The organism is Bradyrhizobium sp. UFLA05-112 (genome assembly GCF_053572325.1).
Map to the genome: position 1 here is coordinate 64,635 of NZ_JBANBK010000023.1, position 25,189 is coordinate 89,823.

Sequence of the window (25,189 nt, forward strand, 5' to 3'; positions counted from 1 at the left end):
CTATCGCCGATGCTCAGGCTTTGCCGCCGACCGCAAAGGACGCGCCGAGCCGCGACGAGATTACTGCCGCGTCTGAAGCCACCCGTCAGAGGCAGACGGGAAATAGTGAGCTGTCATCTGAAACCCTGTTTAGGCAATTCCAAGCTTGGGCGGCCAAGCAAGATGCGCAGGCACAGGTCAGGCCGGTAAAGCCCGTTCAAGATGCACCGGCACAGGTTGCGGAAAATGCCCGAGCACCGCTTCGGTCCAGGCAAACGCACCAACACGTCCGGCCCGTCCATCATGCCCGGACAGAGATACCGGCCGTGCAAAATCCGCAAAAAAAGATCCGGCGGGAGCAAACTGCACGGGCACAGGTCCCACCTGCACAAGACGCCCGAGCCCAGGACCAGTCTGTGCAAAATGCCCAGGCCCCATCGTACTTACAAATCTTCGGTTTGCGCAATTAGGCCCAGCAGGAAGTGAATCCCGGCGCGCTTAGGCGCGCCCGGAGAGGGACCCCTGTGCATCCTGCATTTACCATTGCCGGCGACTTGCATGGCTTCCGGGTCCGCGTTCTCGCTCCGCAACGCTTCGCCTTTTGTATATCCAAGAGCATGGGGTTGATCCTCCGATTTAGTTAGCACCCCACCCCCTGGACATTGCCTACGATAGCTTGCCTGCCGCTGTGGACGTGGACGTGTTCGACGGTCACTCTCTCCGCCATCTTCCCCATATCTCATTGAATCCAAGATATTCTTTGAATTTGATCCCCGCTTTGGGCCTGCAAAGTCTGCGTGACCCGCGTCGTTTCGTTGTCTTCACGGGATGAGACATAGCGCGCGTGGTGGCAAGCGGGGGTGTCAAGATCGGCCCAGCGTGTGTACCCTCCTATTTCCGACGACGCGGTTTGTCTTTTGTAGGGTCCATTCCTGTAATTGCCCGATACCACGCGGCGTCTGATTGCGCGCGTGCTCTCGCAGCGGCCAGATCGGATTGTCCCTGATAGAACTGACTTAGAGCGAGGTAGCAATCGGTGCGCGCCGGTCCGCGAGGTATCGTAGTGCAGTCCGCCTGCGCGCTCGCGACGCCGGGACAACCTGCCAGTAAGGTTGCGACAACACCCGCGATCCAATGTGTCATGTCGCCTCCAAGCGCGTGCAATGGACGCTATTTCATCGTCGCGTGCACGGTGATTACCGACGTGCCAGAAGCCGTCGGCCCCTGACCCGTTGCCTTGATGGCAAAAGTATCGCTCCCCTTGTATTTGGCCTTCGCTTTGTATTCGAACGTTGACGGGGTGAGCCTCTTCAGCTTGCCGTGTGACGGCTTTTGAGCGACGTCCGAGCCACTCACCGTGCCGCGCATTCTGATTGGAAATTGGCAACTTCCTCCGGACGTGAGGTCAATGTCGGCGGTGGAATTCTCGCCCCAATCCGCCAGTGTCCCAGAAACTGAACATTCGGGAGCGGCCTGCGCCAAAGACACGGACAGTAGGCTCAGACAGTCAACGATAAGCGTCAAAGCAGCGACCTTGGACAACCGCATAGTAGCTTCTCCGCAGCGTTATCTGGTTACGGACATCACTCTTCCGGCACATCAGCCAATCGCAAGCCTGTATACAGGCGTTCGCGGCCAGCGAGGAAGGTTGGATTGTCGCTTGGTTTGGAGGCATGCAAGCGGCGGACGGTGAAGCCAGGGTTGAGCGCTAGTCCAATCCGCGCAACTGTTCTTGCCTCATCAAGGAAGCCCTGCAAACCTAGTGCGGCGGCGAGCCCAAAATGCGTGAGAGGAGAATTTCGGTTGGCCTCGATGCTTCGCCTGAACCAACTGGCGGCTTCTGCGTCCGCACCAAGCTGTACCTTGGCCGCGCCTACAAAATGCAGCCACCGGTGGGCAAAGATATCGCGGGAAGAAAGACGGAGAGCGTCGAGTATATGACCTTCGGTCTCGGCTGCGCGACCCAGATAGTATTTAGCCATCCCGATAACGCCATGCGCATTAGCCAAATTGCGATCAAGCGTTAGCGCCTGCTCGCACTCGGCAATCCCCTGGGTAGCCCGGTTTGTCGAAATGTAGAGGTTACCTAGGATCAAGTGAGCCACTGCATGGTCCGGGGTTAATGAAAGTGCTTTGATCGCATTTTCTTCAGCTGCCGAATAGCGCACGGCTCGGTCATCCGTTAGTAGGTAGGCTCCTATTGTCAGATCGACCATTGCCATGCCGCTCAGTGCTCCGACCCCCTGGGGATCAATAGCCAAGGCACGTTCGAAGAAGCTCCGTGCTTGCGCCATGTGTTCGGGGGTCGGCCCCTTGTTGAACCGAGCGACGCCCTGAAAGTACAGGTCCATCACATCAGGATGCAGTGAGCGTTCCGCCCGTCGCGCTTCGGCCTCAACGAGTTGGGCATTCAGTGTATTGGCGAGCCGCGATACGATTTCGTCCTGTATGTCGAAGAGGTCCGCGACTGGCTTAGTGAAGCGCTCGGCCCACAGGTGATTGCCGGGTTCGGTGTCGATCAACTGCACATTGATCCGAAGCCGATCACCGCCCCGCTGCACCGAGCCTTCGAGCGCGTAACGGACGTTTAACTCGCGGCCGACCTGTTTAAGATCGACCGCTCTGCCCTTGTACGTGAATGCGGTGTGCCGACCGATAACGAATGAGCCGCTGATCCGTGACAAGTCCGTAGTCAGGCTCTCCGTCACTCCATCGACGAAATAGTCCTGCTCGGGATCGCCACTGAGGTTGGCAAAGGGCAGCACAACGATGGAAAGACGAGGCGGCGAACGCGGGGTCGGCCCGACGCTGTCAGCCGGTGTTATCGGGGTGCGTCCATGCGCGACCGCTGCATAGGCGCGGACCGGGCGGGCAATATTTTTGAGGTTTTGCTCACCCAGGTCAAGAAACTCAGCGCCGATCTTGCCTCGGATGTGGTCATAGGCAGAGGACGAAATGCAAATGCCGCCGGGTTCGGCGATGCTTTCAAGCCGCGCCGCAATATTTACATCGTCGCCAAAAACATCGTGCGGCTCGATAATCACGTCGCCAACATTGATGCCGACACGGAAAGCTATCCGCCTGTCTTCCGGATCGGCGGTTGTAAGCTCTCCGATGCGGGCTTGGAATTGGACAGCGGCTCGAACGGCTTCGACCGCGCTTGGAAACTCCGCCAGGAACCCGTCGCCGGTATTCTTCACGATCCGACCGCCGTGTGTGGAGATTGCGGGCGTGACACCGTCCGCGAGGAGCGTTGTCAGTTTAGCATGCGTGGCTTCTTCGTCATGGTGCATTAGCCGCGAATAGCCCGCAACGTCAGCGGCCAATATCGCCGCCAACCGACGTTCAACTCGGATGGGCGGCTCTTGCACCATGGCATGCAGTCCAACCCAGGGCCCACTCTACGGGGGATCAGAGGAGGGTGCCAAACCCGTTACTCGCGTAGCCATCATGCCGATCCGTTGGAAGAGGGTCAAAAGAATAAGTGTTGCCCAAATCCAAATTTCTTCCGAGCGTCGCGATCGGAAGGCCAGGGGGTACTGCGCAGGTGCAAGGAATGGACGTGGCGTTGACTGCCTATGTGTCAGTGCTCCGCCGACTCCGAGACGAACGTGGCCAGTTCGGGCGTTGCGGGAGTGCGCAGGATGTCCGAAGACCCCATTTCGTGGACCTTGCCGTCCCGCATGTAGATCACACGGTCCGCCACCTTGCGGGCAAACGCCATCTCATGCGTCACCAGGATCATCGTCATTCCGTCGGCTGCGAGCTGCTCCATGACGCGGAGGACTTCACCGGTGAGCTGCGGGTCAAGCGCCGAAGTGACCTCGTCGAACAGCATCAGCTTGGGTTCCATGGCGAGGCTGCGGGCGATCGCCACGCGCTGCTGCTGCCCGCCGGAGAGCTGCTCGGGATAGTAATCCATCTTCTCGCGCAGCCCGACCTTGGAAATCACCGTGTCGGCGATCTCGCGCGCTTCTTTCGGCTTGATGCCCTTCACCATGCGCGGAGCCAGCATGATGTTCTGGGCGACCGTCAGGTGTGGGAAGAGATTGTAGCTCTGGAAGACGATACCGACATCACGGCGCAGCGACTTCAGGTCGACGCCGTCATCGTGGAGCTGATGACCGCAGATCAGCATCGATCCCCCCTGGATCGTCTCGAGGCGGTCCATGCAGCGAAGCGCCGTGCTCTTGCCCGAGCCGCTTTGGCCGATGATCGCAGCGACCTCGCCCCTGTTGACCTCGAAGGTGACGCCTTTGAGGACCTCGAGATTGCCGAAGCTCTTGCGGACGTCCTTGAGTTCAACGATGGCCGACATTGAGTTTCCTTTCGAGGGCCCTGCTCTGGACCGACAGCGGATAGCAGATCGCGAAGTACATCAGCGCGGCGATCCCGAAATACAGGAACGGCTGAAACGTCGCGTTGTTGATGATCTTGGCGTTATAGGAGAGCTCGGCGTAGCCGACGACCAGCGAAGCAATCGACGTGTTCTTCACGATCTGAACCATGAAGCCGACGGTCGGGGGTATCGCAATCCGCAGCGCCTGCGGCAGGATGACGGCCGTCATGCGCTGCCAGCGGGTGAGGCCGAGACACTCGGCGGCCTCCCACTGCGGCTTCGCCACCGCCTGAATACATCCACGCCAGATCTCGCCGAGATAGGCGCTGGCATATAGCGTGAGCGCAAAGGTGGCAGCCCCGAGCGGCGACAGGGAATCGTAGCCGAAGATGCTCGGGCCGTAGAAGCAAAGGCCCATCAGAACGAGAAGCGGCAGGCCCTGCATGATTTCGATATAGGCAGCCGCCACGCGCGAGACCGCGGCAATCGGTGAGATGCGGGCGAGCCCGACGAGGAAACCGATCAGGCCGCCGAACAGGAAGGTCAGCAAGCTAAGGACAATGGTCCCCCAGAGTCCCTTGAGCAACGAGATGATGAAAGCACTGTTCATTTGCTGTTTCCCGCGCTCAAAGAGGAGTTCCGAGCTTGCGGCGGCGTGGAAACATCGCGAGCCCCAGCAATGTGAAGCCGGCGCGCACAAGCACGGCCAGCATCAGGTAGATGATTCCAAGCACGACGAAGATCTCGAAGTTGCGAAATGTCTCGCTCTGAATGCGGTTTGACATTCCAAAGAGCTCTTCGACGCCAACGGACGAGACAATGCTCGAGGCAAGCATCAGCAGCACATATTGGCTCGACAGGGCGGGATAGACGCGCTCAAGGGCAGGTCGAATGACCACATGCAGATACGTCTGCGCACGGGAAAGGCCGAGGCAGGTCGCCGCTTCGAGCTGTCCGCGATGGATCGAGTCAATGCCCGCCCGAACGATCTCGGTCGTGTAAGCGCCGATGTTGACCGTCAGGGCGATGGTCGCGCCGACCAGGATCGGCAGTCGGATGCCCAGGCTTGCGATGCCAAAGATCAGAAAGTAGGACTGCACCAGCAGGGGCGTATTGCGAATGAACTCGACATAAAGCGAGACGATTGCGCGCGCCCAGGATGGTCCGCCGGTTCGGACCACCGCGCAAAAGGCGCCGATCAGGATCCCGAACACGGTGGAGAAGAAGGTGAGGCGGAGCGTCGTCCAGACACCCTCGAGCAAGAGAGGCCAGTACGCCAGCACGGCTCCGAAGTCGAATTGATATGTCATGAAACTCCGCCTGCTCCACCGTGAGGGACCACATCACTGAGATGCGGCGACGACCTCTTTGGGGAGATCCGTGCCCTGGAACTTCCTGAAGATTTCCTGCAGTTTCCCGTTCGCGATGTTCTTTTTGACCCACGCGTCGACCCATTGCTTCAGCTCCGTGTCCTCTTTGCGCATGCCGACGCCCATGGGAGCGGTGCGGAGAGGGAGTTTGGGTTCGAGATTCTTATCCGGATTCTTCTTGTTGATGAGATCGACCAGGGTCGGCACTTGCGCCACGAGGTCAGCCTGGTTCGATACCACCGCGGTCATGGTCGTGGCTTCGTCTTCGAAGCGGATGATCTGGGCATCGCGGGGCGCCGCCGCGGTCAGGTCGGCGTCGTTGGTGGTCCCGCGCGTGACCGCAATGCGCTTGCCCGACAGGTCGGCGAAGGTCCTGATTTCCATGCTCTTCGGTGCGGCCACAAATGTCGTCGCGCCGGCATAGGGAAGCGAGAACGCGATCAGCTTCTTGCGTTCGTCGGTGATCGACAAGGCCGACATGATGGCGTCGGCTCGATTGGAGAGCAGGAACGGAATGCGGTTCGCGCCGTTCGTTGCGACGACCTCCATCTTCACACCAAGGTCCGATGCCAGCAGCTTGGCCGCCTCGACCTCCGACCCCGTGGGATTGAGGTTCTCGTCCTTGAACGACCATGGCGGCACGCTGAGATCAATGGCGATGCGGATCGTGCCGGCGGCTTTGATTTTCTCCAGCGTGTCGGCGGACGCGGCCTGATTGATCGCCGCAAGCGAGATCATGGTGAATGCGAATATCCTTGCAAGACGTTTCATGCGTCCCTCCTGATTGGAAATGATCGGTCAGAGTGCCGGTGGAAGTGTTTCGCTGATCTCAGCGAGAAGCGGCGCAAGTGTATCGACGATCAACTCGAGCGAATTTTTCCAATTCGTCCTCCCAAAGCTCATCGGATGTTTTGATTGTTTGTTTGAGACGTTATCGAGCGTCGGTTCCGAGGAGAAGCTTATCTTTCGCCTTCGGAAAAAGTCGTCTCACTTCGTGAGACTGCGTCGGCCGATCCTGCCGTTGCGAGGGGTGAATCGGAAACGACAGCAGCGCCTTCACTGGTGCTCCACAGTCCACTGGCCCCGCTTGCGAATAACGGTTGGCCGTTCAGCACTTGCCGAGCATGAAAGAGAACAGCAGGTCGATTTGTCCGTCGAGCATGTGGGTGCCGTCGCGCGTCGCGCAGCCGCGTTTTGCGGCCTCGGCGAGCAACCTCGTCGGCACCGGATCGGTGATGACGTCTGCGACGACCATCTGCGACGTGAGCTCGCTCGGGTCGATGGGAAGCGGATCGCCGTCCCGCAAGCCCGCGGATGTCGCGTTGACGACGATGTCGCAATCCTGCGGAACCGTGCTGCCAATGGAGACTCGGCCCGCGTACGCCGCGCCGAGTTTGTCGAGCAGTGCGTTCTGGCTGTTGGCGTTGACGTCGTGAAACGTCAGGTGGCGTGCGCCTTCCTCCAGCATGGAGACGCCGATAGATGATCCGGCGCCACCGGCGCCGACCATGTACACGCTCTTTCCGCCTATGGTGTGTCCAGCCTTCTTGAGGCCGGCAGTCAGGCCCGCTCCATCGAAATTGTCGCCGAACCAGAGGCCATCGCCCTCGCGACGCATCGCATTGATCGCGCCAAGCACGCGAGCACGCTCCGACAGACGATCGCAGTGAGCGACCGCTCCGAACTTGTGCGGCAAGGTTATGAGGATGCTGTCGATGTTCGGCATCGCCTTGAGCACAGGCAGCGCCGAATCGAGGTTGCCCTTCTCGATATGCAGGGGCACCAGAACGCCGTCATAGCCGGCTTCTCGCATTCGCTCGGTCAACCAGCCCGGTGCAAGGACCTGGGCGATGGGTGAACCGATCAGCGCGTGAACGCGCGTTCTTCCTGTGATCGCCGGGGCCACGACTATGATCCGAGCTCCGTTTGCCGCTCAGGACAATTTCGGCGCCGGCGAGGGCGGCGCCATGGCATAACCTCTGGCCTCGTAGTCGAACTCGTGCAGCTTGTTTACCGCCTCGGCCTTGTTGACGGGGGAAGCGTAGTAAGCCCGTATTTCGGCGATGCGCGTGATATCATCATTGAAGATGTACCATTCGTCGCCGCGGAGGACCTCGCCGATGGCGGTCTTCCAGTGCGTCCATTCGATGACGGCTTCGTGCCCGTTCTCGCTCGCGAGCACCTTTTCGATCGTCCAGCGCGACCCCAAGGTCTTGACGCACCAGACCCAGCCGTCCGCGATCGCCTCGGCCCCACGCCAGGGTGCGCCCGGCAGACCCGGGGGGAAGTAGTGGACGGCGTCGCTCGTGAAGCAATTGATCAGGGCGCTATGGTCGGCGTCGTTGCAGGCCTGGAAGTAACGCCGAATGAGAGCTTCGGCCTGCTGAGCCTTGGTCGGCGCGGCCATCGCCTTACTCCGCCGCCTGCTGACGGGCACGCCATTCGGCGTATTCCTGCAGCGTTGCTTCGTTCGGCGGATAGGTTCCCCAGAGCGGTGCGCCGGCATCGATCTTCGTGAACAAGAACTTCTCGCGAAGCTCCTGCTCGTAGGAATCGTTCGCCAAGTCTTCGGCGATCGTGCGCGGCACGACAACGACACCATCGCTGTCACCGACGATGATGTCGCCGGGATAGACGGCGACATCGGCACAGCCGATCGGCAACTGCATATCGACAGCGCGATGGTAAGCAGGGCGTGTCGATGCCGTGTTGGCCGTGCAGTAGGCGGGAAAGGGCATCCTGGAGATTTCCGTCCCGTCGCGGAATGCCCCGTCGGTGATCGCGGCTGCGACGCCCTTGCGCATCATGCGCGTCATCAGCATGTTACCTGCGGACGCCGCACGGGGATCGTTGCGGCTGTCGATCATCAGGACCTGGCCTGCGCCGATCGCTTCGACCGCCTCCCACTGCATGTTGTCTTCGCCGCGCTTGCGCAGATCCGCGAGATCCCAATCCTTGTCTTCGCGCGACGGAATGAACCGTAGCGTGAATGCCTCGCCTGCGAAGGACCCGGCATTCGGATTGAGTGGCTTCACGCCGACGAGGAACTGCTGGCGATAGTTGCGTTTGAACAGTTGGGTGGTGAGCGTCGCGGTCGAACAAGCCTTCAGCTTATCCAGGGTTTGGTTTGAAATCGGGGCCATTGTGGTCTCTCTCCAGAGGGATCAGCGATCGAATGACGGAGGTTCCTTCAAAGCAGGGCGCCAATGCTCCTTGACTGGAGTCACCATAGCTCTCGTTGGCGCTGGAGGAAGATGCACCGGCTGCGGAAGCGGAGGGATGTCTCATATCGTGAGATCATGTCCGAGCGGCATATCGCTCGATCACATCGATGCTCGGTTCAAAGCCTATTCCGTGGCTGCTCGATGCAGTCACGACGCCGTTGGTGGGTTGTGGTGTCGCGGCGAGCCATGCCTCCGGCTCGACGAACAGAAACTCGACCAGCGTTCCCTCGGACGCGAGAGGCAGCATCGCCAGCGTCGCAAAATACCCCGGCCCGAAGTACGGCGTGTGTGGCATCGCGACCTTTCCCGCCCGTTTGCAAGCTGCCAGGATCTGGAGAAACTCCGACGTGCCGCCGACCTTCGTCATGCTCGGCTGCGGATAGGTGACGGCGCTTATGATGCGGTTGAAATCGAAGGCTGTGCTGGCATTCTCGCCCGTTCCGACGGGGACGCCAGCCGTCTCGATCTCCACCATGCTTTGATAATCGTCAGGTGGAAAGACCGGTTCTTCCACCCAGAGGACGTCGCACGTCCTGAAGGTATCGCGCAGTGCCAACGCTTCCTTCATCGACCAGGCGCAATTGGCATCAACCATGAGGGGAATGTCGGGCCCAATCACCTCTCGAGCGCGCCTGATGATGTCGGGTGCGATCTCATGCAGCTTGATGTGACGATAGCCGAGCTCGAGGGCGCGCTCGCACTGCCTGGCGACAAGATCCTTGTCGCCGTACCTGACGAGACTTGCGTAGGCGGGACGGTGCGATGGACCATCAGCTCCCAGCAGGCGCCAGAGTGGCAGGCCTTGGCGCTTTGCTTTCAAGTCCCAGAGCGCAATGTCGACGCCGGACAGCGCGAAGAGAGTAATGCCGTAGCGGCCAAACAGATGAAGCTTTCGCTGCACGTCCAGGTTCCACGCGGCGATGTCGTCAATGCTTGCCATCGTCACGAAGGGCGCGATCATGTGGTCGACGGCCGCTTTCACTGCCTCCAGGCAGAAATAGGCGAAGGCGTCTCCCCAGCCGACGTTTCCCGCCTCGTCTTCAACCCGAATCAGAACCATGTCGAGCGTGTGCCAGCGAGAGGGAGTGCCGCCCACGCCCTCTCCGCCGTCGGCAAATGGAATTCTTGTCGGAAAGGTCTGCAGCGAGACGATTTTTGGCACGGAGGTGCTGTCGCGATCGGCGGGCATGAATTCTCCTAGAGCATGATCCGGAAAAGTGTGAAGCGGTTTTCCCTCGCGACAAACGCGGAACGCGTTTGCGCGGAGATCATGCTCAAACAATAACCCAAAGCGCGATGACGATTCATCCCAATCTCATCGCGATTTAGAGACTTGCGATCGAGTCTGCGAAGCCGCGCTCGCCGACGTCGATCGACAAGAGGTGACCGGACAGGGGTGCCTTGGTGAGACTTTCCCGAGACAGGCCGGCACGTGCGCTCGTCACGAAGAGCTCGGACAGGGAATTCCCGCCGAATGTGATGCCAGTCGGGTTTGGCACCGGCAGCGCGACCGTTCGCTCGATTTCTCCGCTGTCATTGAGCTTGATCACGCTCCAGCCCTCGGACAGCCCGATCCATGGATTGAAGTTTTCGTCGACGGCCAGGGCGCAAGGCGCGCCCGCGACTTTGGGGATGTCGGCGAACTTGCGCCGCCGGCCGGTCTTACGTTCCAGGGAGTAGATGCACTGGCGACGCGGCTGCGTCGCGAACAGCGTTGCCTCGCCAGCGAAGGCGATGTCGGTCACTTCGCCCTGCAACTCGAACGCGGGCTGGACGCCGGACTGCTTTCGCCATGGGCCGATCCTGCTGAGGTTGGCCTCCACGTCGAATGCGGCGGCCCAAATCTCTCGGTCCGGAGACGCGCGCAGCACTTTGAGCGAGATACCTGGCGTTCCCTTGATGCGCTCCTGACGACCCGATAGATCGTCTATGACGACATCATTGCCGACGGAGAAGGCGATGCCATTTTCGACGAGGCACATCGAGTTGATGCTCTCGGCCAAGGCCTGCAGCGAGATCATGTACGAATTGTCGCCCTCCGCCCTGATGGCAGGCGCCAGCAGATCAGCCCAAACCAATGTCCGCGTACGCAGGTCCCAGCGAGGCGTTGCGCCGATGAACGCCGCGTCTTGTGTCCACACCTTGTAACCGTCCGGCGCATGCCGGGCGCTCTTGATCGTCGGCGCAAGCAGGTCCGAGATTCGCTTTGCGACTTCAACGAGCTCTTGTCCCAACTGCTCGGCGCGCTGCGCGGTGATGCGGAACGTCGGACCGGCCACGCTGATGGCGGCCAACGGCTTCCCGCCGGGATCCAGAATTGCCGTTCCGACGCAGCGCGTGCCGAGGATGATTTCCTCGTCGTCGATTGCATAACCGCGTGCGCGGACGATTGCGAGATGAGCCCTCAATTGCTGGGGATCGCAGATCGTATTGTCCGTGAATTTCGTGAGCTCGCCGCGCAGCGCCAGCTCGAGCTGAGACTCCGAGAGATGGGCAAGAATTGACTTGCCCTGACTCGTGCAATGCATCGGTTTCAGTGCCCCGAGCCTTGCATTCGACCGTTCGGAATGAACGCTTTCGAAACGGCCGAGCGACAGAACATGACTGCCCTCTTGCACCGCAAGGTAGGCTGTCTCTCCCGTCAAGTCGCGTAGTCGCCGAAGTTCAACGGAGGCGATCGATGCGAGATCCGACGACGACCACGCGTTCTGTGCCAAGTCGAGGAAGTTGAAGCCGAGCGTGTAATTTTGAGTTCGAGGATCGGCGCGGATCAACCCGCGCGAGATCAGCGCAGCCAGGATGCGGTAAAGCGTTGCGCGCGGAATGCCGGTTTGCTCGGCGAGTATCGCTTGATCCAGGGAACCCGGCGACCTGCCGATCAATTCGAGGATGTCGCAAGCCTTGCCCAGCAGCGCCGTTCCGGCGACGCTCTTGGGATGGATCAGGTCTGGCGACCACTCGATCTCGCGTTCAGGCATGGCTCGAGTTTAGTTTCAATGGATGAGACGATCCAGCCTGGTGCGCTGCACCAAAGAGCTCAATTGAACTGAGCTGCCCACATCATGGGACTTGGATGCCGGTGGCTTTTGCCGCGCCAGCTCGGAGCTGCGACGCGCCGCCAGCGGGTACGGCTACTGCGTCAGGTGCGCGGAGGAGATGGCCTTCTGAAACAGCGCCGTCAGCGCGTCGCTGATGCTGCTGTCGCTCGACACCTCATAGTAATAGCCGGAGGTTGCGCAGGCCTTCATCTGGGTCGCGATCGAGCTGCGCCAGGGCGCGATGTAGGTGGTGTACCAGCTGTTGTTGGTGATCGCGAGATACGTGGTGTAGAGGATCGCGATGTTGATGCCACGATTCTTGATTGTATCGCAGATCGTGGTGGTGAGCGGCTCCTGGCATCGTCCCGACGAGGTGATGACGGTCTCGGAGCAACTCGACGGGTAATAATAGTCGGCCACACCGTCCGAGATGAAGAATAGCCATTTTTGCGGCGAGGATGCAGTTCCGGTGCCGGGAGTAGGAATCGTGCTGTTCATCGAGGACAGAATGCCGTCGAAGTCGGTGCACATGTCGTTGTTGTAGTTGGTGTAGGGAATCGTCATCAGGTCGACAGAAGAGACGGCCGTCTTGACCGACGAGAGGTTCGACGTGAGCGATGAGATCGTCGTCAGGCCGATGGAGCTGCAATCGCTTCCCATGGTGTAGACCGCCATCCGGTATTGGTTGCTGACGAGCTCGCTTGATGTGGCGGTATCCGTCAATGACTGCGTTGCGGTCCGCACCAGGTCGATCCGCATCGTGATGCCGAGCTTCTTCGCGATCGAATAGTAGCTGCTGGTTTGTTTCGTCTTTTTGGAGCTCGACGTATAGGTGTCGTGGCAGGCGAAGGCGCAACTGTCGGAAGTTGCGGCCTGCAAGGCGGTCATATCAGCAGTGGTCGCGCCAAGCCCCTGCGATGGCGAGTTGTCGAGCAGCACGTAGAAGTCGATATAGCTGGGCAGCGAGGCCGCCGCCGACGAGCTCGCCGAAACCGTCATGGTCTTGTAGCCCACTAGACCCATGAAATAATTCGAAACGGTCAATGTTGCCGTGCCGGTAGCCGTCCGGGTGGTCACGGTATCTGTCACCGTGATGGACACTGAGCTCGTTGTCATGCCGTATGCGGACATCTGCGCGGCATACGTGTTCAGTGCATCGCTCTGTGCCGTGGCTGCGGCGTTTGTGATCTCGCTCTTTGCGGTGGCGACCAGCACCGCGGTGTCGAGTGCTGCCGTCAGCTTGGCTCGGGCCCGCACTGCGAGGGAGTAATCGACCGCGGCGCCGACGGCGGCGAGAACGGGCAGTGATGTAATGGCGAAGATCACGACGACATTTCCGCGGCGATCGGAGCAGAAACGCGAGAGCAGGCGACCAAAACGCGTGGCAGCAAACGTCAACTTGGTGCACCCCCTAAGCGAAGAATTGAGCGCTTCAACGTAGCGCCCAGATGCTTACGGGTCGGTTGCTCAACGCGTGAGGAGACGTTTCCGCAGCGTTGCTGACTGTGTCGCGTACTCGCGGCACAGCGTATCGAATCATCGACGTGGAAAGGTGGGCGCCGATCGTCCCTTGGTACTGCTGAGATTGATTCGGTAGTCGTCCTGGAGCGCCGCTCTCTCATTTGAGCGCAGAAGTGGAGCGTCTCTCCAGAACAGTCGCCGGGGGCAGCCGATGCCACCTTCTCACGCAAGAGGAGGAAGAGAGCTCAGCCTCTTGCGCTCAGCACCGCTCGGGCCGCTGCCACATACTCCCGCCAATGCGTTTCCGCGAAGCGCTCGGCCTGTCGTGCGCAGGTGATGTCGGGCGCGTGCGCGGCCGCGATCATCCTGGCGAAGCGTTCTTCGGCTATCGTCAGGTCCACCACATCGTCGGTTGAAGCCAAGGCGCTGCTTGCGGCCTGCGGCGCGGCGACGAGCCCTGCCATTCCGGCCAACAAAACACGGCGTGATGTCTTCATTGCTTTCATCCTCTCTGGTCCTGATCGCGCGGTTCTGGCAGGCGAGTGTGTCGTTGCGATCACGGCAGGGTAACGGCGTGCGCCCGGACAGTCCACAGATTGCAGATGCGGCTTGACGCTGCGGGCGATCGCGGCCCAACTTGCACGAAGCAATCCGCACCGAGCAATTGTAGGGGGCACCGGCCGCGCCGACGTGCAATCGTTCGGCGGGGCGCGGCTTGGCCGCCTGGCACAGGTCCAGCCCCTCACCCAACCGATCGTGCGGCTCCAGCTCGATCGCATGAACGACGACGGCAACCGCCTGTTCGGTATCACGACGCTTGTCGCGCGGATGCCGAAACCGTCTTGTCAGGTGACTTTGCAACGGAGTTCCTGCGTGGTGGATTTTCGGTAAAGCAAACCCATCGCAATTGTCCGGATGACGGTGCTACGGCTTCTCTTGCACTCACTGATGGACAAAGGCTTTTGTCACGCGTCGACCTTCGCCCGGCAGCGTTGCCCGTCAACAGATCGTTAGCCTTTCCCGCGAAATCGCCCGCTGCGTTATCCTGCCGCAAGGGGCATTGCGGCAGACTGGAACAGATTTCGTCTGGGAGGTTGCGATGCCCCGCTTGACGCCGGAACGAACGTTCCTGGCCGGGAAGATTATCTTCAACTTTGGGCAATCGTCGCTCGATTGCGTGGTGCGCCGCATGTCGGAGGAAGGCGCCACGCTTCAGCTCGAGACCGGTCTTGGCGTACCCGACCAATTCCAGTTGAAGCTTGCGGACGACGAGTTGCTGGCGTGCCGCGTGGTTTGGCGTTCCGATCGCGAGATCGGTGTCGCGCTCGGCACGGCTGGTGGCGAGGCGAGAAACGAGGAGGCGCCGACCCGGCGCGGCGACGCCTTGATGCGTAGCCAGATGCTGGCGCTGCGCGCCGCGCTCGATCACGTGCCGACCGGCATCGTGCTGCTCGACGCGCAGCTCAGGGCGCGCCTGATCAATCGGTCATTCCGCCAGATGTGGCGGCTGCCCCAAGAGGTCGCCGACAGCAATCCCTCGATACTCACACTGCTCTATCACGGACGGGATACGGGAGCCTACGAAGTGCCGGCCGCCGAGCTTGATGCGCTCGTTGCAAGGCGTGTTCGCCAGATCGAGGCAGGAGACCCCACGCCGGTCGATCTGCGCCGAACCAATGGCGATGTCATGCGCGTGCAGTGCACGCCGTTACCTGACGGCGGACGGATGCTGACCTACACGCCCGTCACCGATATCGTGCGCTCCTCCGACGAGCTGAAGCTATTGCGAGATGCGCTGGAGAACGTCCAGGATGGCGTGCTTCTCCTCGACTCCGAACTGAACGCGAGCTTCATGAACCGGCGGATGCGGCGGTTCTGGGAGGTCAGCGACGAGGAGGCAGTAGGCCGGCCAGCCTACGCGTCGCTGGTGCGGCGCGTGCATCGCGCCAGCGCGCCGGATCTGCCCCCAAGCGAACTCGCAAAATTTCCAGCCAAGCGCGTCGAAGAGGTCAAGGCCGGCGATCACGTGCGTGACCTTCAGACGCCGGACGGTAGGCGCATCCGCGCCCATTGCACGACGATGTCGAATGGCGGCCGCATGCTGACCTATGTCGATATCACCGATCTTACGCAAAAGGCCAAGATGCTGGAGACGCTGGCCACCACCGATCCGCTCACCGGCCTCTTCAACCGCCGCCATTTCCTGGAAAGCCTCGATGCCGAATGGAGTCGCTTCCAGCGCTACTATCGCTCGGTGTCGGTGTTGATGCTCGACATCGATCACTTCAAGTCGGTCAACGACCACTACGGCCATGCGGTCGGCGATGCCGCGATCAAGACGGTCGCTGCCGCATGCCTCGATGGCAAGCGCAAGTCTGATATCATCGGCCGTCTCGGCGGCGAGGAGTTCGCGGTTCTCCTGCCCGAGACCAGCCTGTCCCGCGCCAGAACGGTCGCCGAGCGCATCCGCAAGCGCGTGATGTGCTCGCATATCGCCGCCCACAAGATCCAGTTCGGCGTCACCGTGAGCATTGGCATCGCCGAGGCCAGCGTCAGCATGTCCGGCACCGATGCGTTGATGAGCGCGGCCGATCACGCGCTCTACCAGGCCAAGGCCGGAGGTCGCAATCGCTGCATTGCCTGGTCGCCACCGCTGCCCGCAAGCAAGGCGGCGGAGTGATCGCCGAAGTCGCTTCTATTTCTACCGTGTCACAAGCACTCTTCCTCATCCTGAGGAGCGCGGAACGCGCGTCTCGAAGGATGGCCGCGGGTGATATCCGGGCCTTCATGGTTCGAGACGCGCTCCGCGCTCCTCACCATGAGGGTCTTGTGACGCAGTAAGACTAGTCCGGCACCGGCACATCGAACGTGTTCAGCGTGACCGAGACCATGCAATAGACACCGACGAGATAGGACAATTCGGCTGCGCCGTGCTCGCCGAACTCCTTCACCGCGGCGCGCCAGGTCAACTCGGGCAGCACGCCGCCGCTCACCAGTGCGGATGCCATGTCGTAGGCGACGGCTTCCTGCTTGGTCAGGTCGACCGGCCGTTGGCCGGCCACGATGGTCGCGAGCTTCTCATCCGACAGGCCGCGCTGCTCGGCGACCAGCACATGGGCATAGAGTTCGTAGCCGGAGCGGAAATGCGAGCCGGTGACGAGGATCGCGACCTCGCGCACCGGCGCCGGCAGCAGCGGATTCGATGCGATCGCCTTGACCAGATCCCACACCGGCCTGCCGAAACGCGGTTCGCGGAGCCAGGGATTCCACGGGCCGAGCAGCGCGCCGTCCTCGCGCATGTTCACAAAGCCCTTGAAATGATCCTTGATGCCCGCTCGCATGTCGTCATACAGCGGCTTCTGCTCGGCGGTCAGCTCTTTCGGATCGAGAATGGGAAGGCGCATGGCAGCTCTCCTCGTTCAGGGAGTGCCGAACGTTGCCCGGGCAGCGGCGCAAGGCAAGTGAAGTTGCCGTGACATGCGCGTCGCGATCCTGGTGGCATGGAGGCGCCGCTGCAACCGTGCTATGTTTTGGCGGGAGTCGCAGGCCGCACAACGAATTGAGGCGCCCGTGTCCTGGGTCTGCCAATTTGGACAATAAGCTTCTTGCTAAATGGATTTGAGATGAGAAAGGTTCTGGTTTTCGCTTTGGCCATTGTGATGCTGCTTGGAGGTCTGTACGTCGCGGGCCTCCAATTGTTCTTCAGCAGCAAGATCTATCTTTGGTTCGTCATTGGCGGGGTCACGGTGGCTACGGTGGGCGCCCATCTTTTGTGGACCGATATTCTCGCTCCAATGCTCAATATCCAAGCTAAAGACTGATTTTGCTCGTTGAACCGCTTACGCCACCGGTTCGCCAAGTGTGTGCATCAGCCGGTTGGCCCAGCCGAAGATCGCGGCCGACAGCACGAGGTCGAGCTGTTCGAGCCCGCTGAGGCCAGCGTCCGCCAATCTGCGCGCGTCGTCCGTCGTAGCCTCGATCGGCGTCGTCGATAGTTTCGTGGCGAAATCGAACAGTGCCTGCTGTCGCGCCTCCAGCCTGGCGTCGCGCTCGCCGGCAAAGATCTCCTCGACCACATCGTTCTGCCCCGTGAGGCCGATGAAGCGTGAGGCGTGAACGGCAGCACAATAGATGCAGCGGTTGACGATGGAGGCGCTGAGCGCGCCGAGCTCGCGCTCGGCAGTGGACAGGCCATCCTTGCCGTACATGATCATGTTGAACAGCGGCGAGCGGACCTCGAGCGATTCCGGATCATGCGCCAGCGTCAGCACGTAAGGCGACACGCCCTTGTTCGACGGCGTGACTTTCATCGCCGCGAGCTGCTCCGGCGTTGCGGAGGCGAGCTCTACCGGGGTGACGTAGGGCGACCAGGTCGGGATCGTGGCAGTGAAGCTGTGAACGACCTCGCTCATCTGGCCTCGACTGCCTTGAGAAGTTTCAGGCCGGCAACGACCCGCAACTGATAGTTCACGAAAGCGGCGAGTTCAGACAGCCGCACGATGTCGGCCTCGCTGACCCCGGCGGCCTTCAGCGTCTCGACGTCCTGTCGCGTCGCCTCGCGCGGGGAGAGCGTCAGGAGGTCGGCGTGGCGCGCCATGGCGTCGTTCAGCGCATCGCCGCAGGCTCCGCCGGGCTCGGCGAGGGTGGCGACATCCAGATCATGCGAATGCGCGAGATAGGATTCGTAGTGCGCAGTCAGGGCGGCATCGCCGACATGCCGGCACATCCGCGCCGCGAGCGCCGCGCGCAGGCCGTGGCTCAGCCCGCCGGGTTCGCGCGGCAGCAGCACCGCGTCATGCGCAGCTTCACTCAGGCGCAGGATCTCAGCGCGCGTTTTCAACGCCTGATTAAGCCGCGATCCCTCGGGCACGCCGGCCATCGTTTCGATCAGCGTGGTCACGCACCACCTCGTGAGTTCCGTGGGTTTGCGACATCCGCGACCGTAAAGCTGAGCGGCTTGCCCGTCTCCAGGAAGGCCGACAACTCGGCTTCATACGGCGCGGGATCGAGCCCACGCGCGGCGAGCCATTGTGGCTCATAGTAGGTCTGACGGTAGCGCTCGCCGGAATCGCAGATCAGCGTGACCAGCGAACCCGTCTCACCCGCGTTACGCATCTCGTTGGCGAGCCGGCACAGCGCCAGGAAATTGGTTCCGGTTGAGCCGCCGACCGCACGGCGCAGCCGGCGCGTCAGCAAATTCATCGCCGCGATCGTCGCGGCGTCCGGGATCTTCATCATGCGGTCGACGACGCCCGGCACGAAGGATGGCTCGCAACGCGGACGGCCGACGCCTTCGATCAGCGAGGGCCGCTCGCAGGTCTGCGTGCGATCCTGGGTCCGGAAGCACTCGAAGAAGGCGGAATGCTCGACGTCGGCGACGCAGAGTCGCGTTTGGTATTGCCGATAGCGCAGATAGCGCCCGATGGTTGCCGAGGTGCCACCGGTGCCGGCGCCCATCACGATCCAGTCCGGCACCGGGCGTGGCTCGCCCTTGAGCTGGGTGAAGATCGACTCGGCGATGTTGTTGTTGCCGCGCCAGTCGGTGGCGCGCTCGGCAAAGGTGAACTGGTCCATGTAGTGGCCGTTCAGGCGCGCGGCGAGCGCGGCGGCCTCCGCATAAAGCGCGCGGCCGTCGTCGATCAGATGGCAGTTGCCGCCATAATGCTCGATCGCGGCGATCTTCTCCGCCGAGGTCGTGCGCGGCATCACCGCATAAAAGGGTACGCCGATCATCTGCGCGAAATAGGCTTCCGAGACCGCCGTCGATCCCGATGACGCCTCGATCACTGGCGTACCTTCGCCGATGTGACCGTTGCAGAGCGCGTAGAGGAACAGCGAACGCGCGAGGCGATGCTTCAGGCTGCCGGTCGGATGGGTCGATTCATCCTTCAGATAGATGTCGATGCCGGCGAGCGCCGGCATGATGAGGCGGATCAGGTGGGTATCCGCCGAGCGGCACTGATCGGCCTCGATCGCCGCAACGGCCTCGTCCACCCAGCCGCGCCTGTAGGCCGGTCCGACCGGGTTTTGGTGGCGGAAAGGGACTGGCTCCATCGGCATGGCAAAAATCTCTCATAATTCTTCTTGCGCATCAAGAAATATTGTTCATGCTATATCCGAATAATGCAAGCGCGCTGCCCATGAACAATGAAATTATCGACATCCGGCTCTTGGAGGCCTTCGCGGCGGTGATGTCGGCCGGCAGCATCACCGGCGCGGCGCGGTTGCTCGGCCGCTCGCAGCCGGTCGTGACGCGCCAGATCCAGGACCTCGAGGCCGATGTCGGCTACCTCCTGTTCTCCCGCAACGGTCCGCGCATCAGCCCGACGCCGAAGGGCGTGCTGTTTCATGCCGAGGTCGAACGGCTCCTGATGGGCCTGAAACACATCCGCCAGCGCGCCAACGCGATCGGCGCCGGTGCGTTGCCTGTACTGAGTCTCGCGGCGATCCCGGCGCTGGCCGCGGGCTTCGTCCCGGCCGCGCTTGCCGCGCTGGAGCGCGAGCTGCTGCCGGGGCAGGTCCATGTGCAGGCGCTCTCGGCTGAGAACGTCGTGCAGTCGGTGCTGTCGCAATCGGTGGATTTCGGGCTCGCCAGCCTGCCGGTCCAGCATCCCGGCCTCGACGTGCAATGGGTCTGTGAGGTGCCGTGCGTCGCTTGCCTGGCGATGGATCATCCGCTCGCGAAGAAGAAGGTGATCCGGCTCAAGGATCTCGGCGGCGCCCGTCTGCTGACGATGGCCAATCCCTACCGTCTGCGCCGCCGGGTGGACGAGGCGCTGGAACGCGAGGCCGTGCTGCCTGCGGAGGTCATCGACACCAATTCCTCGATGACCGCGATCGCGATGGCCAAGCAGTCGCTCGGTGTCGCCATCGTCGAGCCGGTGCTGACGTCGAGCCTTCCGGTGGAAGGCGTCGTCACCCGGCGCTTGGATGTCGTTATTCCCTTCCTGTTTGCCGCGCTCTCGCCGACCGGACGCGAGCTGACGCCGACGGTCGTCTCCCTCAACGACGCACTACGCGCGGCGGTGGCGCTGATGCCCGGCGCGAAGCTGCACAGCGGCGCGGCCGCAAGCCTCGAGCCCGATGAGGCGGCCGGCGAATTCGAGAAAGCCAATTCATGACGATGATGACGCCAAACGCGGCCGGCCTTGCGGCGCTCGAAGAACGACTCAAGCAGGACCTTTCGTGGCTGGAACTGCCGGCCAAATCCTGGGTGCCACGTCGCGTCGTGAACGGTGAGGCCACCGTCGACGTCGTGATCGTCGGTGCCGGCATGGCGGGCCTCGTTGCATCGGCCATGTTGAAGCGGCTTGGCGTCGACAACCATTTGGTGCTCGACCGTGCGCGCGCCGGCGAGGAGGGACCGTGGGTCACGTTCGCGCGGATGCGCACGCTGCGCTCGCCAAAGGAGCTGACCGGCCCCGCGATGGGAATGCCGGCGCTGACCTTCCGCGCGTTCTATGAAGCGCAATACGGCCGCGACGCCTGGAGGACGCTCGACCGCGCGCCGCGCACGATGTGGATGGATTATCTCGTCTGGTACCGCAAGGTGCTCAACCTGCCGATCCGCAACGAGGTGACGGTCGAGCGCATCCGCGCGCGTGCCGACGAGCTGTTCGAGCTTGATGTCGGCGAAGGTGGCGCGCCGCGAAAGATCCTGGCCCGCCATGTCGTGCTGGCGACGGGACGCGACGGTCTCGGCGGCGCCTACGTGCCGCCGCTGGCGAACAGCATCGACCGACGCTTCTGGGCGCATTCCTCCGATACGATCGACTTCGAAAAGCTGCGGGGCAGGCGTGTCGCCGTGGTCGGCGCGGGCGCATCCGCGATGGACAATGCGGCGGTCGCGCTGGAGAGCGGCGCCGCGCGGCTCGATCTCTTCATTCGGCGCGCGGATATTCCGCGCATCAACAAGTTCACGGGCATTGGCAGCCAGGGCGTCGTACACGGCTTTGCAGGCCTGTCCGACGCGTGGAAATGGCGCTTCCTCGATCACACGCTGAAGGCGCAGACGCCACCACCGCGCCAGAGCGTGCTGCGCGTCTCCGCCTATCCGCATGCGCATTTCCACCTGGCAAGTCCGATCGATGATCTCGTCATTGAGGGCGACCACCTTGTCGTGACGACGCCGAAGGGGCGCTATGAGACCGACTTCATGATCTTCGGCACCGGCTTCAAGGTCGACCTCGCGTTACGGCCTGAGCTTAGGGAGTTCGCACCGCATATCCGCTTCTGGCGCGATCGCTGCCCGACGCCTGTGGGCATGGACAATGCCGAGCTGGAAGGCTCGCCCGATCTCGGCGACGTCTTCCAATTTCAGGAGAGGGTAGCCGGCGCCTGTCCAATGCTGTCGCGGCTCTACTGTTTCAACTATCCGGCGACGCTCAGCCACGGCAAGCTCTCGGGCGACATCCCCGCGATCAGCGAAGGCGCCGACCGGCTCGCACGCGGCATCGTCCGTCGCCTCTTTGTCGAGGATCGCGAGATCCACTTCGCCAATCTCAAGGCGTTCGCCACGGCCGAAATTCTCGGCGACGAATGGATCGACGCCGACGCCACCCACCAACCCGCCGAGTAACCCAGCAACCGGACAGGCAAGCGCGAGATGCAGACGAACAAAAAAGCCATCGTGGCAGCGATCGCCGGCAATGCGATGGAATGGTACGACTTCACGGTGTTCGCGCTGATGACGCCGGTCATCAAGAACCTGTTCTTTCCGGTCGACCCGAAAGTCCCGGGCAGCGAGATCAACGCGCTGCTGCTCACCACCGCGCTGTTCGGCACCGGCTTCTTCATGCGGCCGGTCGGCGGTCTCGTGCTCGGCTATTTCGGCGATCGCAAGGGGCGGAAGGCGGCGATGACGCTCGGCATGGGCATCATGGCGCTCTCGGTCGCGCTACTAGCGTTGACGCCAACCTATGCGACGGCCGGTATCGCCGCGCCGTTGATCGTGCTGCTGGCGCGGCTGCTGCAGGGTTTTTCCGTCGGGGGTGAGTTCGGCACCTCGACCGCCTATCTGATCGAGGCGGCTCCTGCCGGCCGCACCGGCTTCTACGGCTCCTGGCAGATCGCAGGCCAGCTCATGGCGAACGTGCTGGGCGCAGTGCTCGGTGCCATCCTCACGCTGACGTTCACGCAGCAGCAGCTCGCGGCCGGCGCCTGGCGCATTCCGTTCTTCGTCGGCCTCGTCATCGTTCCGATCCTGCTCTACATGCGCGCCAAGGTCGTCGAGCCCGAAGCCTCCCGGCGCAACATGGCGGCCGTGCACAAGGAGCACTTCATCGCCGCCCTGAAACATCCCGGCCGCAATTTCCTGATTGGCATGGGCATGGTGGTCGCGAGCGCCGTCTCGTTCTACGTCACGTTCGGCTACACCGTCACCTATGCCAAGGAGGTGCTGAAGCTGCCGTTGATGCAGAGCTTTCTGGTGCAGATGATCGCGGCGATCGTGATGGTGGTCGTCGTCCCCATCGCTGGCGCCGTGTCCGACCGCTATCCGCGCAAGCCGCTGCTGCTCGCCTCGCTCACCGGCTATTTCGTCTCGCTCTATCCGCTCTATGCCTGGGTGATCTCCGAGCCGTCGATCGCAAAGCTCCTGGTTGCCCAGGTCGTGATTGGCTTCTTCAGTGCGTTCTTCCTCGGCGTCTACTGCACCACGCTGGTCGAGCTGTTTCCGATCCGCGTCCGTTCGACCGCGCTTGCGATCGTCAACAATGTCGCGGTGCTGATCTTCGGCGGCTTCGCCCAGTTCTTCGTGACCTGGCTGATCGCGCTCACCGGCTCTCCGCTCGCGCCGATCTTCTACGTCATGATCGGCGTCGGCCTCGGCCTGATCTCGGTGATCGCGATGCGGCCCGAGGACAGCGAGCGGGGCGTGGCCGTGGCGGAGCGCGTCGCCGAACAGGTCTCGTGACGCCGCGCGCCGCTCAAAGCGCGATGAGATGAGGATCTCATCGCGCTCCGGATCATGCTCTAGAACTCCAGCGGTGCGTTGTCGACGACCTCCTTCATCACGAAGAAGGTGCGGGTCTGGCGCGCGCCCGGTAGCGCGATGAGCTGCTCGGCGTGGATGCGGTTGAAGTCCTCCATGTCGCCGACCCGGATTTTCAGGAAATAGTCGAAATCGCCGGCGACGAGGTGGCAGTCGAGCACGCATTTCAGCTTCGCCACCGCCTGCTCGAAGAGCGCAAAGCTTTCCGGCGTCGAGCGGTCGAGCACGACGCCGACCATCACCAGCGTGCCCTTGGCCACCTTCTTCGGCGCGACCATCGCGCGCACCGAGGCGATAAAGCCGTCCTCGAACAGGCGCTGGGTGCGGCGATGACAGGTGGCGGGACTGATGGCAGCCGTTTCGGCCAGCTCCGCATTGCTGAGCCGGCCGTTATTCTGCAGCAATCGCAATATCTTAAGGTCGGTGCGATCGAGTCTTCCGGACATGGAAGATAATTCCGTTTTTGAGATATATTATGAGAGAAAAGATATCATCATGCGGCTGCAGTGCAAGACTCGGTGAAAGTCTAGCGCAATATTCGAGAGCACATTTCATCTGAGGAGTGATAGTTCCTCCCTTCAGTTCAACGCCAGATCGGGATGATTTCGCATGAAGCTGGAAAAATTCGAGCGCTATCCACTGACCTTCGGGCCGACCCCCATCGAGAAACTGGAGCGGCTGTCGAAGCATCTCGGCGGCAATGTCGAGATCTATGCCAAGCGTGAGGACTGCAATTCCGGTCTTGCCTATGGCGGCAACAAGCTGCGCAAGCTCGAATACATCATTCCCGATGCCATTGCCTCGAATGCCGACACGCTGGTGTCGATCGGCGGCGTGCAGTCCAACCACACCCGCATGGTCGCCGCTGTCGCGGCCAAGATCGGCATGAAGTGCCGCCTGGTGCAGGAAGCCTGGGTGCCGCACGAGGACGCCGTGTACGACCGCGTCGGCAACATCCTGCTGTCGCGCGTGATGGGCGCTGATGTACGTCTCGTCGAGGACGGCTTTGACATCGGCATCCGCAAGAGCTGGGAGCAGGCGATCGATGAAGTGAAGGCCGCGGGCGGCAAGCCCTACGCGATTCCGGCCGGCGCCTCCGTGCACAAATATGGCGGCCTCGGCTATGTCGGCTTCGCCGAAGAGGTGCGCAAGCAGGAGCAGGACCTCGGCTTCAAGTTCGACTACATCGTCGTCTGCACCGTCACCGGCTCGACCCATGCGGGCATGCTGGTTGGATTCGCCGCGGACGGCCGTGCGCGAAAAGTGATCGGTATCGACGCCTCCTTCACCCCTAGCCAGACCAAGGCACAGGTTCTTTCGATCGCGCAGAACACGGCAAAACTCGTCGAACTCGGCAAGGAGATCGTCGAAGACGACGTCGTGCTGGTCGAGGACTACGCCTATCCGACCTATGGCGTGCCGTCGGAAGAGACCAAGGAAGCCATCCGCCTCACCGCGCGTCTCGAAGGCATGATTACCGACCCCGTCTACGAGGGCAAGTCGATGCAGGGCCTGATCGACCTCACCAAGAAGGGCTATTTCGAGAAGGGCGCGAAGATCCTCTACGCCCACCTCGGCGGTGCGCCCGCGCTCAACGGCTACGCCTACGCGTTCCGCAACGGCTGAGGTCGGCCCGGATCGCGCCCTCCTGCCGGTGTCGTCCCGGCGAAGGCCGGGACCCATCAGGCAGTGGTTTGGCGAAGACTCTGGGTTGCCAGCTCGCGCAACTCCGCCCTGTGGTCATCGCGACGAGCGCAAGCGCTCGCGCGGGGATCCCGGATCAGCGC

The 25,189-nt window shown here is 62.0% G+C and carries 26 protein-coding genes; 8 read left to right on the top strand and 18 right to left on the bottom strand.

Features of this window, described 5'->3' with window-relative positions:
• The coding region (locus SO180_RS15890; protein ID WP_449379779.1) for a hypothetical protein at positions 1-449 on the top strand (449 nt) is incomplete at its 5' end.
• A gap of 700 nt (positions 450-1,149) precedes the next feature.
• Here the strand turns inward: SO180_RS15890 and SO180_RS15895 are convergent.
• The 13 genes from SO180_RS15895 to SO180_RS15955 all read right to left on the bottom strand — a co-directional run bounded on the left by SO180_RS15895 (position 1,150) and on the right by SO180_RS15955 (position 13,908).
• Positions 1,150-1,527 (bottom strand): hypothetical protein, encoded by a 378-nt coding sequence (locus SO180_RS15895; RefSeq protein WP_449379780.1) that lies wholly within the window; start codon positions 1,525-1,527, stop codon positions 1,150-1,152.
• 35 nt (positions 1,528-1,562) lie between these two features.
• Positions 1,563-3,353: an adenylate/guanylate cyclase domain-containing protein gene (locus SO180_RS15900; protein ID WP_449379781.1), complete on the bottom strand. Its 1,791-nt coding sequence runs from the start codon at positions 3,351-3,353 to the stop codon at positions 1,563-1,565.
• Positions 3,354-3,562: 209 nt separating this feature from the next.
• Entirely contained in the window at positions 3,563-4,297 is a 735-nt protein-coding gene (locus SO180_RS15905) for an amino acid ABC transporter ATP-binding protein (RefSeq protein ID WP_449379782.1), read from the bottom strand.
• Positions 4,281-4,928, bottom strand: coding sequence for an amino acid ABC transporter permease (locus SO180_RS15910; protein WP_449379783.1), 648 nt, complete (start codon positions 4,926-4,928; stop codon positions 4,281-4,283). The genes SO180_RS15905 and SO180_RS15910 overlap by 17 nt, the downstream gene beginning before the upstream one ends.
• A gap of 16 nt (positions 4,929-4,944) precedes the next feature.
• Positions 4,945-5,628 (bottom strand): amino acid ABC transporter permease, encoded by a 684-nt coding sequence (locus SO180_RS15915; protein WP_449379784.1) that lies wholly within the window; start codon positions 5,626-5,628, stop codon positions 4,945-4,947.
• Between the two features lie 33 nt (positions 5,629-5,661).
• The gene (locus SO180_RS15920; RefSeq protein ID WP_449379785.1) at positions 5,662-6,459 is read right to left on the bottom strand and encodes a transporter substrate-binding domain-containing protein; all 798 of its coding nucleotides are present in this window, start codon (positions 6,457-6,459) and stop codon (positions 5,662-5,664) included.
• A 337-nt stretch (positions 6,460-6,796) separates the two neighbouring features.
• Entirely contained in the window at positions 6,797-7,594 is a 798-nt protein-coding gene (locus tag SO180_RS15925) for a shikimate dehydrogenase family protein (protein ID WP_449379786.1), read from the bottom strand.
• 27 nt (positions 7,595-7,621) lie between these two features.
• Positions 7,622-8,095, bottom strand: a complete 474-nt coding sequence (locus SO180_RS15930; protein WP_449379787.1) for a nuclear transport factor 2 family protein — start codon at positions 8,093-8,095, stop codon at positions 7,622-7,624.
• Positions 8,096-8,099: 4 nt separating this feature from the next.
• A complete protein-coding gene (locus SO180_RS15935) occupies positions 8,100-8,831 on the bottom strand; it encodes an RraA family protein (RefSeq protein WP_449379788.1) in 732 nt (243 codons plus the stop codon).
• 154 nt (positions 8,832-8,985) lie between these two features.
• The gene (locus SO180_RS15940; RefSeq protein ID WP_449379789.1) at positions 8,986-10,101 is read right to left on the bottom strand and encodes a mandelate racemase/muconate lactonizing enzyme family protein; all 1,116 of its coding nucleotides are present in this window, start codon (positions 10,099-10,101) and stop codon (positions 8,986-8,988) included.
• Between the two features lie 136 nt (positions 10,102-10,237).
• Positions 10,238-11,890, bottom strand: a complete 1,653-nt coding sequence (locus SO180_RS15945) for an IclR family transcriptional regulator domain-containing protein (protein WP_449379790.1) — start codon at positions 11,888-11,890, stop codon at positions 10,238-10,240.
• A gap of 153 nt (positions 11,891-12,043) precedes the next feature.
• Positions 12,044-13,348 (bottom strand): TadE/TadG family type IV pilus assembly protein, encoded by a 1,305-nt coding sequence (locus tag SO180_RS15950; protein ID WP_449379791.1) that lies wholly within the window; start codon positions 13,346-13,348, stop codon positions 12,044-12,046.
• Positions 13,349-13,656: 308 nt separating this feature from the next.
• The gene (locus tag SO180_RS15955) at positions 13,657-13,908 is read right to left on the bottom strand and encodes a hypothetical protein (RefSeq protein WP_449379792.1); all 252 of its coding nucleotides are present in this window, start codon (positions 13,906-13,908) and stop codon (positions 13,657-13,659) included.
• Positions 13,909-14,020: 112 nt separating this feature from the next.
• On the opposite strand from SO180_RS15955, the gene SO180_RS15960 reads away from it, so the two are divergent.
• Both SO180_RS15960 and SO180_RS15965 read left to right on the top strand, forming a co-directional pair.
• The gene (locus tag SO180_RS15960) at positions 14,021-14,302 is read left to right on the top strand and encodes a hypothetical protein (protein WP_449379793.1); all 282 of its coding nucleotides are present in this window, start codon (positions 14,021-14,023) and stop codon (positions 14,300-14,302) included.
• Positions 14,303-14,510: 208 nt separating this feature from the next.
• Positions 14,511-16,091: a GGDEF domain-containing protein gene (locus SO180_RS15965; protein WP_449379794.1), complete on the top strand. Its 1,581-nt coding sequence runs from the start codon at positions 14,511-14,513 to the stop codon at positions 16,089-16,091.
• Positions 16,092-16,254: 163 nt separating this feature from the next.
• On the opposite strand, the gene SO180_RS15970 is transcribed toward SO180_RS15965, so the two are convergent.
• On the bottom strand, positions 16,255-16,815 hold the full coding sequence (locus SO180_RS15970; protein ID WP_449379795.1) for a carboxymuconolactone decarboxylase family protein: 561 nt from the start codon (positions 16,813-16,815) through the stop codon (positions 16,255-16,257).
• Positions 16,816-17,034: 219 nt separating this feature from the next.
• Here SO180_RS15970 and SO180_RS15975 point away from each other — a divergent pair, with 219 nt between their 5' ends.
• A complete protein-coding gene (locus SO180_RS15975) occupies positions 17,035-17,232 on the top strand; it encodes a hypothetical protein (RefSeq protein WP_449379796.1) in 198 nt (65 codons plus the stop codon).
• Positions 17,233-17,250: 18 nt separating this feature from the next.
• Here the strand turns inward: SO180_RS15975 and SO180_RS15980 are convergent, their stop codons facing one another.
• The 3 genes from SO180_RS15980 to SO180_RS15990 are packed head-to-tail and all read right to left on the bottom strand — an operon-like array spanning position 17,251 to position 19,465.
• A complete protein-coding gene (locus tag SO180_RS15980) occupies positions 17,251-17,823 on the bottom strand; it encodes a peroxidase-related enzyme (RefSeq protein WP_449379797.1) in 573 nt (190 codons plus the stop codon).
• Entirely contained in the window at positions 17,820-18,290 is a 471-nt protein-coding gene (locus tag SO180_RS15985; RefSeq protein ID WP_449379817.1) for a CMD domain-containing protein, read from the bottom strand. The genes SO180_RS15980 and SO180_RS15985 overlap by 4 nt, the downstream gene beginning before the upstream one ends.
• 17 nt (positions 18,291-18,307) lie before the next feature.
• The gene (locus SO180_RS15990) at positions 18,308-19,465 is read right to left on the bottom strand and encodes a PLP-dependent cysteine synthase family protein (protein WP_449379818.1); all 1,158 of its coding nucleotides are present in this window, start codon (positions 19,463-19,465) and stop codon (positions 18,308-18,310) included.
• Positions 19,466-19,551: 86 nt separating this feature from the next.
• Between SO180_RS15990 and SO180_RS15995 the strand changes: the two genes are divergently transcribed.
• From SO180_RS15995 to SO180_RS16005, 3 genes are read left to right on the top strand one after another with little or no spacing between them, the layout of a single operon-like run.
• Positions 19,552-20,532 (top strand): LysR family transcriptional regulator, encoded by a 981-nt coding sequence (locus tag SO180_RS15995; RefSeq protein WP_449379798.1) that lies wholly within the window; start codon positions 19,552-19,554, stop codon positions 20,530-20,532.
• A complete protein-coding gene (locus tag SO180_RS16000; RefSeq protein ID WP_449379799.1) occupies positions 20,529-21,989 on the top strand; it encodes an NAD(P)-binding domain-containing protein in 1,461 nt (486 codons plus the stop codon). The genes SO180_RS15995 and SO180_RS16000 overlap by 4 nt, the downstream gene beginning before the upstream one ends.
• Before the next feature lie 27 nt (positions 21,990-22,016).
• On the top strand, positions 22,017-23,324 hold the full coding sequence (locus SO180_RS16005) for a citrate-proton symporter (RefSeq protein WP_449379800.1): 1,308 nt from the start codon (positions 22,017-22,019) through the stop codon (positions 23,322-23,324).
• A 59-nt stretch (positions 23,325-23,383) separates the two neighbouring features.
• Here the strand turns inward: SO180_RS16005 and SO180_RS16010 are convergent, their stop codons facing one another.
• Entirely contained in the window at positions 23,384-23,848 is a 465-nt protein-coding gene (locus SO180_RS16010) for an Lrp/AsnC family transcriptional regulator (RefSeq protein WP_449379801.1), read from the bottom strand.
• 163 nt (positions 23,849-24,011) lie between these two features.
• Here SO180_RS16010 and SO180_RS16015 point away from each other — a divergent pair, with 163 nt between their 5' ends.
• Positions 24,012-25,028, top strand: coding sequence for a 1-aminocyclopropane-1-carboxylate deaminase (locus SO180_RS16015; RefSeq protein WP_449379802.1), 1,017 nt, complete (start codon positions 24,012-24,014; stop codon positions 25,026-25,028).
• The last annotated feature ends 161 nt before the right edge of the window (positions 25,029-25,189 follow it).

Coding starts and splice junctions, on each gene's coding strand:
- SO180_RS16000 (WP_449379799.1), top strand. CDS start 20,529: ATGACGATGATGACGCCAAACGCGGCCGGCCTTGCGGCGCTCGAAGAA.
- SO180_RS15980 (WP_449379797.1), bottom strand. CDS start 17,823: ATGAGCGAGGTCGTTCACAGCTTCACTGCCACGATCCCGACCTGGTCG.
- SO180_RS15975 (WP_449379796.1), top strand. CDS start 17,035: ATGAGAAAGGTTCTGGTTTTCGCTTTGGCCATTGTGATGCTGCTTGGA.
- SO180_RS15915 (WP_449379784.1), bottom strand. CDS start 5,628: ATGACATATCAATTCGACTTCGGAGCCGTGCTGGCGTACTGGCCTCTC.
- SO180_RS16005 (WP_449379800.1), top strand. CDS start 22,017: ATGCAGACGAACAAAAAAGCCATCGTGGCAGCGATCGCCGGCAATGCG.
- SO180_RS15895 (WP_449379780.1), bottom strand. CDS start 1,527: ATGCGGTTGTCCAAGGTCGCTGCTTTGACGCTTATCGTTGACTGTCTG.
- SO180_RS15945 (WP_449379790.1), bottom strand. CDS start 11,890: ATGCCTGAACGCGAGATCGAGTGGTCGCCAGACCTGATCCATCCCAAG.
- SO180_RS15985 (WP_449379817.1), bottom strand. CDS start 18,290: ATGGCCGGCGTGCCCGAGGGATCGCGGCTTAATCAGGCGTTGAAAACG.
- SO180_RS15955 (WP_449379792.1), bottom strand. CDS start 13,908: ATGAAGACATCACGCCGTGTTTTGTTGGCCGGAATGGCAGGGCTCGTC.
- SO180_RS15900 (WP_449379781.1), bottom strand. CDS start 3,353: ATGGTGCAAGAGCCGCCCATCCGAGTTGAACGTCGGTTGGCGGCGATA.
- SO180_RS15930 (WP_449379787.1), bottom strand. CDS start 8,095: ATGGCCGCGCCGACCAAGGCTCAGCAGGCCGAAGCTCTCATTCGGCGT.
- SO180_RS15935 (WP_449379788.1), bottom strand. CDS start 8,831: ATGGCCCCGATTTCAAACCAAACCCTGGATAAGCTGAAGGCTTGTTCG.
- SO180_RS16015 (WP_449379802.1), top strand. CDS start 24,012: ATGAAGCTGGAAAAATTCGAGCGCTATCCACTGACCTTCGGGCCGACC.
- SO180_RS15905 (WP_449379782.1), bottom strand. CDS start 4,297: ATGTCGGCCATCGTTGAACTCAAGGACGTCCGCAAGAGCTTCGGCAAT.
- SO180_RS16010 (WP_449379801.1), bottom strand. CDS start 23,848: ATGTCCGGAAGACTCGATCGCACCGACCTTAAGATATTGCGATTGCTG.
- SO180_RS15920 (WP_449379785.1), bottom strand. CDS start 6,459: ATGAAACGTCTTGCAAGGATATTCGCATTCACCATGATCTCGCTTGCG.
- SO180_RS15910 (WP_449379783.1), bottom strand. CDS start 4,928: ATGAACAGTGCTTTCATCATCTCGTTGCTCAAGGGACTCTGGGGGACC.
- SO180_RS15940 (WP_449379789.1), bottom strand. CDS start 10,101: ATGCCCGCCGATCGCGACAGCACCTCCGTGCCAAAAATCGTCTCGCTG.
- SO180_RS15995 (WP_449379798.1), top strand. CDS start 19,552: ATGAACAATGAAATTATCGACATCCGGCTCTTGGAGGCCTTCGCGGCG.
- SO180_RS15970 (WP_449379795.1), bottom strand. CDS start 16,815: ATGCGCCTTCCCATTCTCGATCCGAAAGAGCTGACCGCCGAGCAGAAG.
- SO180_RS15990 (WP_449379818.1), bottom strand. CDS start 19,465: ATGGAGCCAGTCCCTTTCCGCCACCAAAACCCGGTCGGACCGGCCTAC.
- SO180_RS15965 (WP_449379794.1), top strand. CDS start 14,511: ATGCCCCGCTTGACGCCGGAACGAACGTTCCTGGCCGGGAAGATTATC.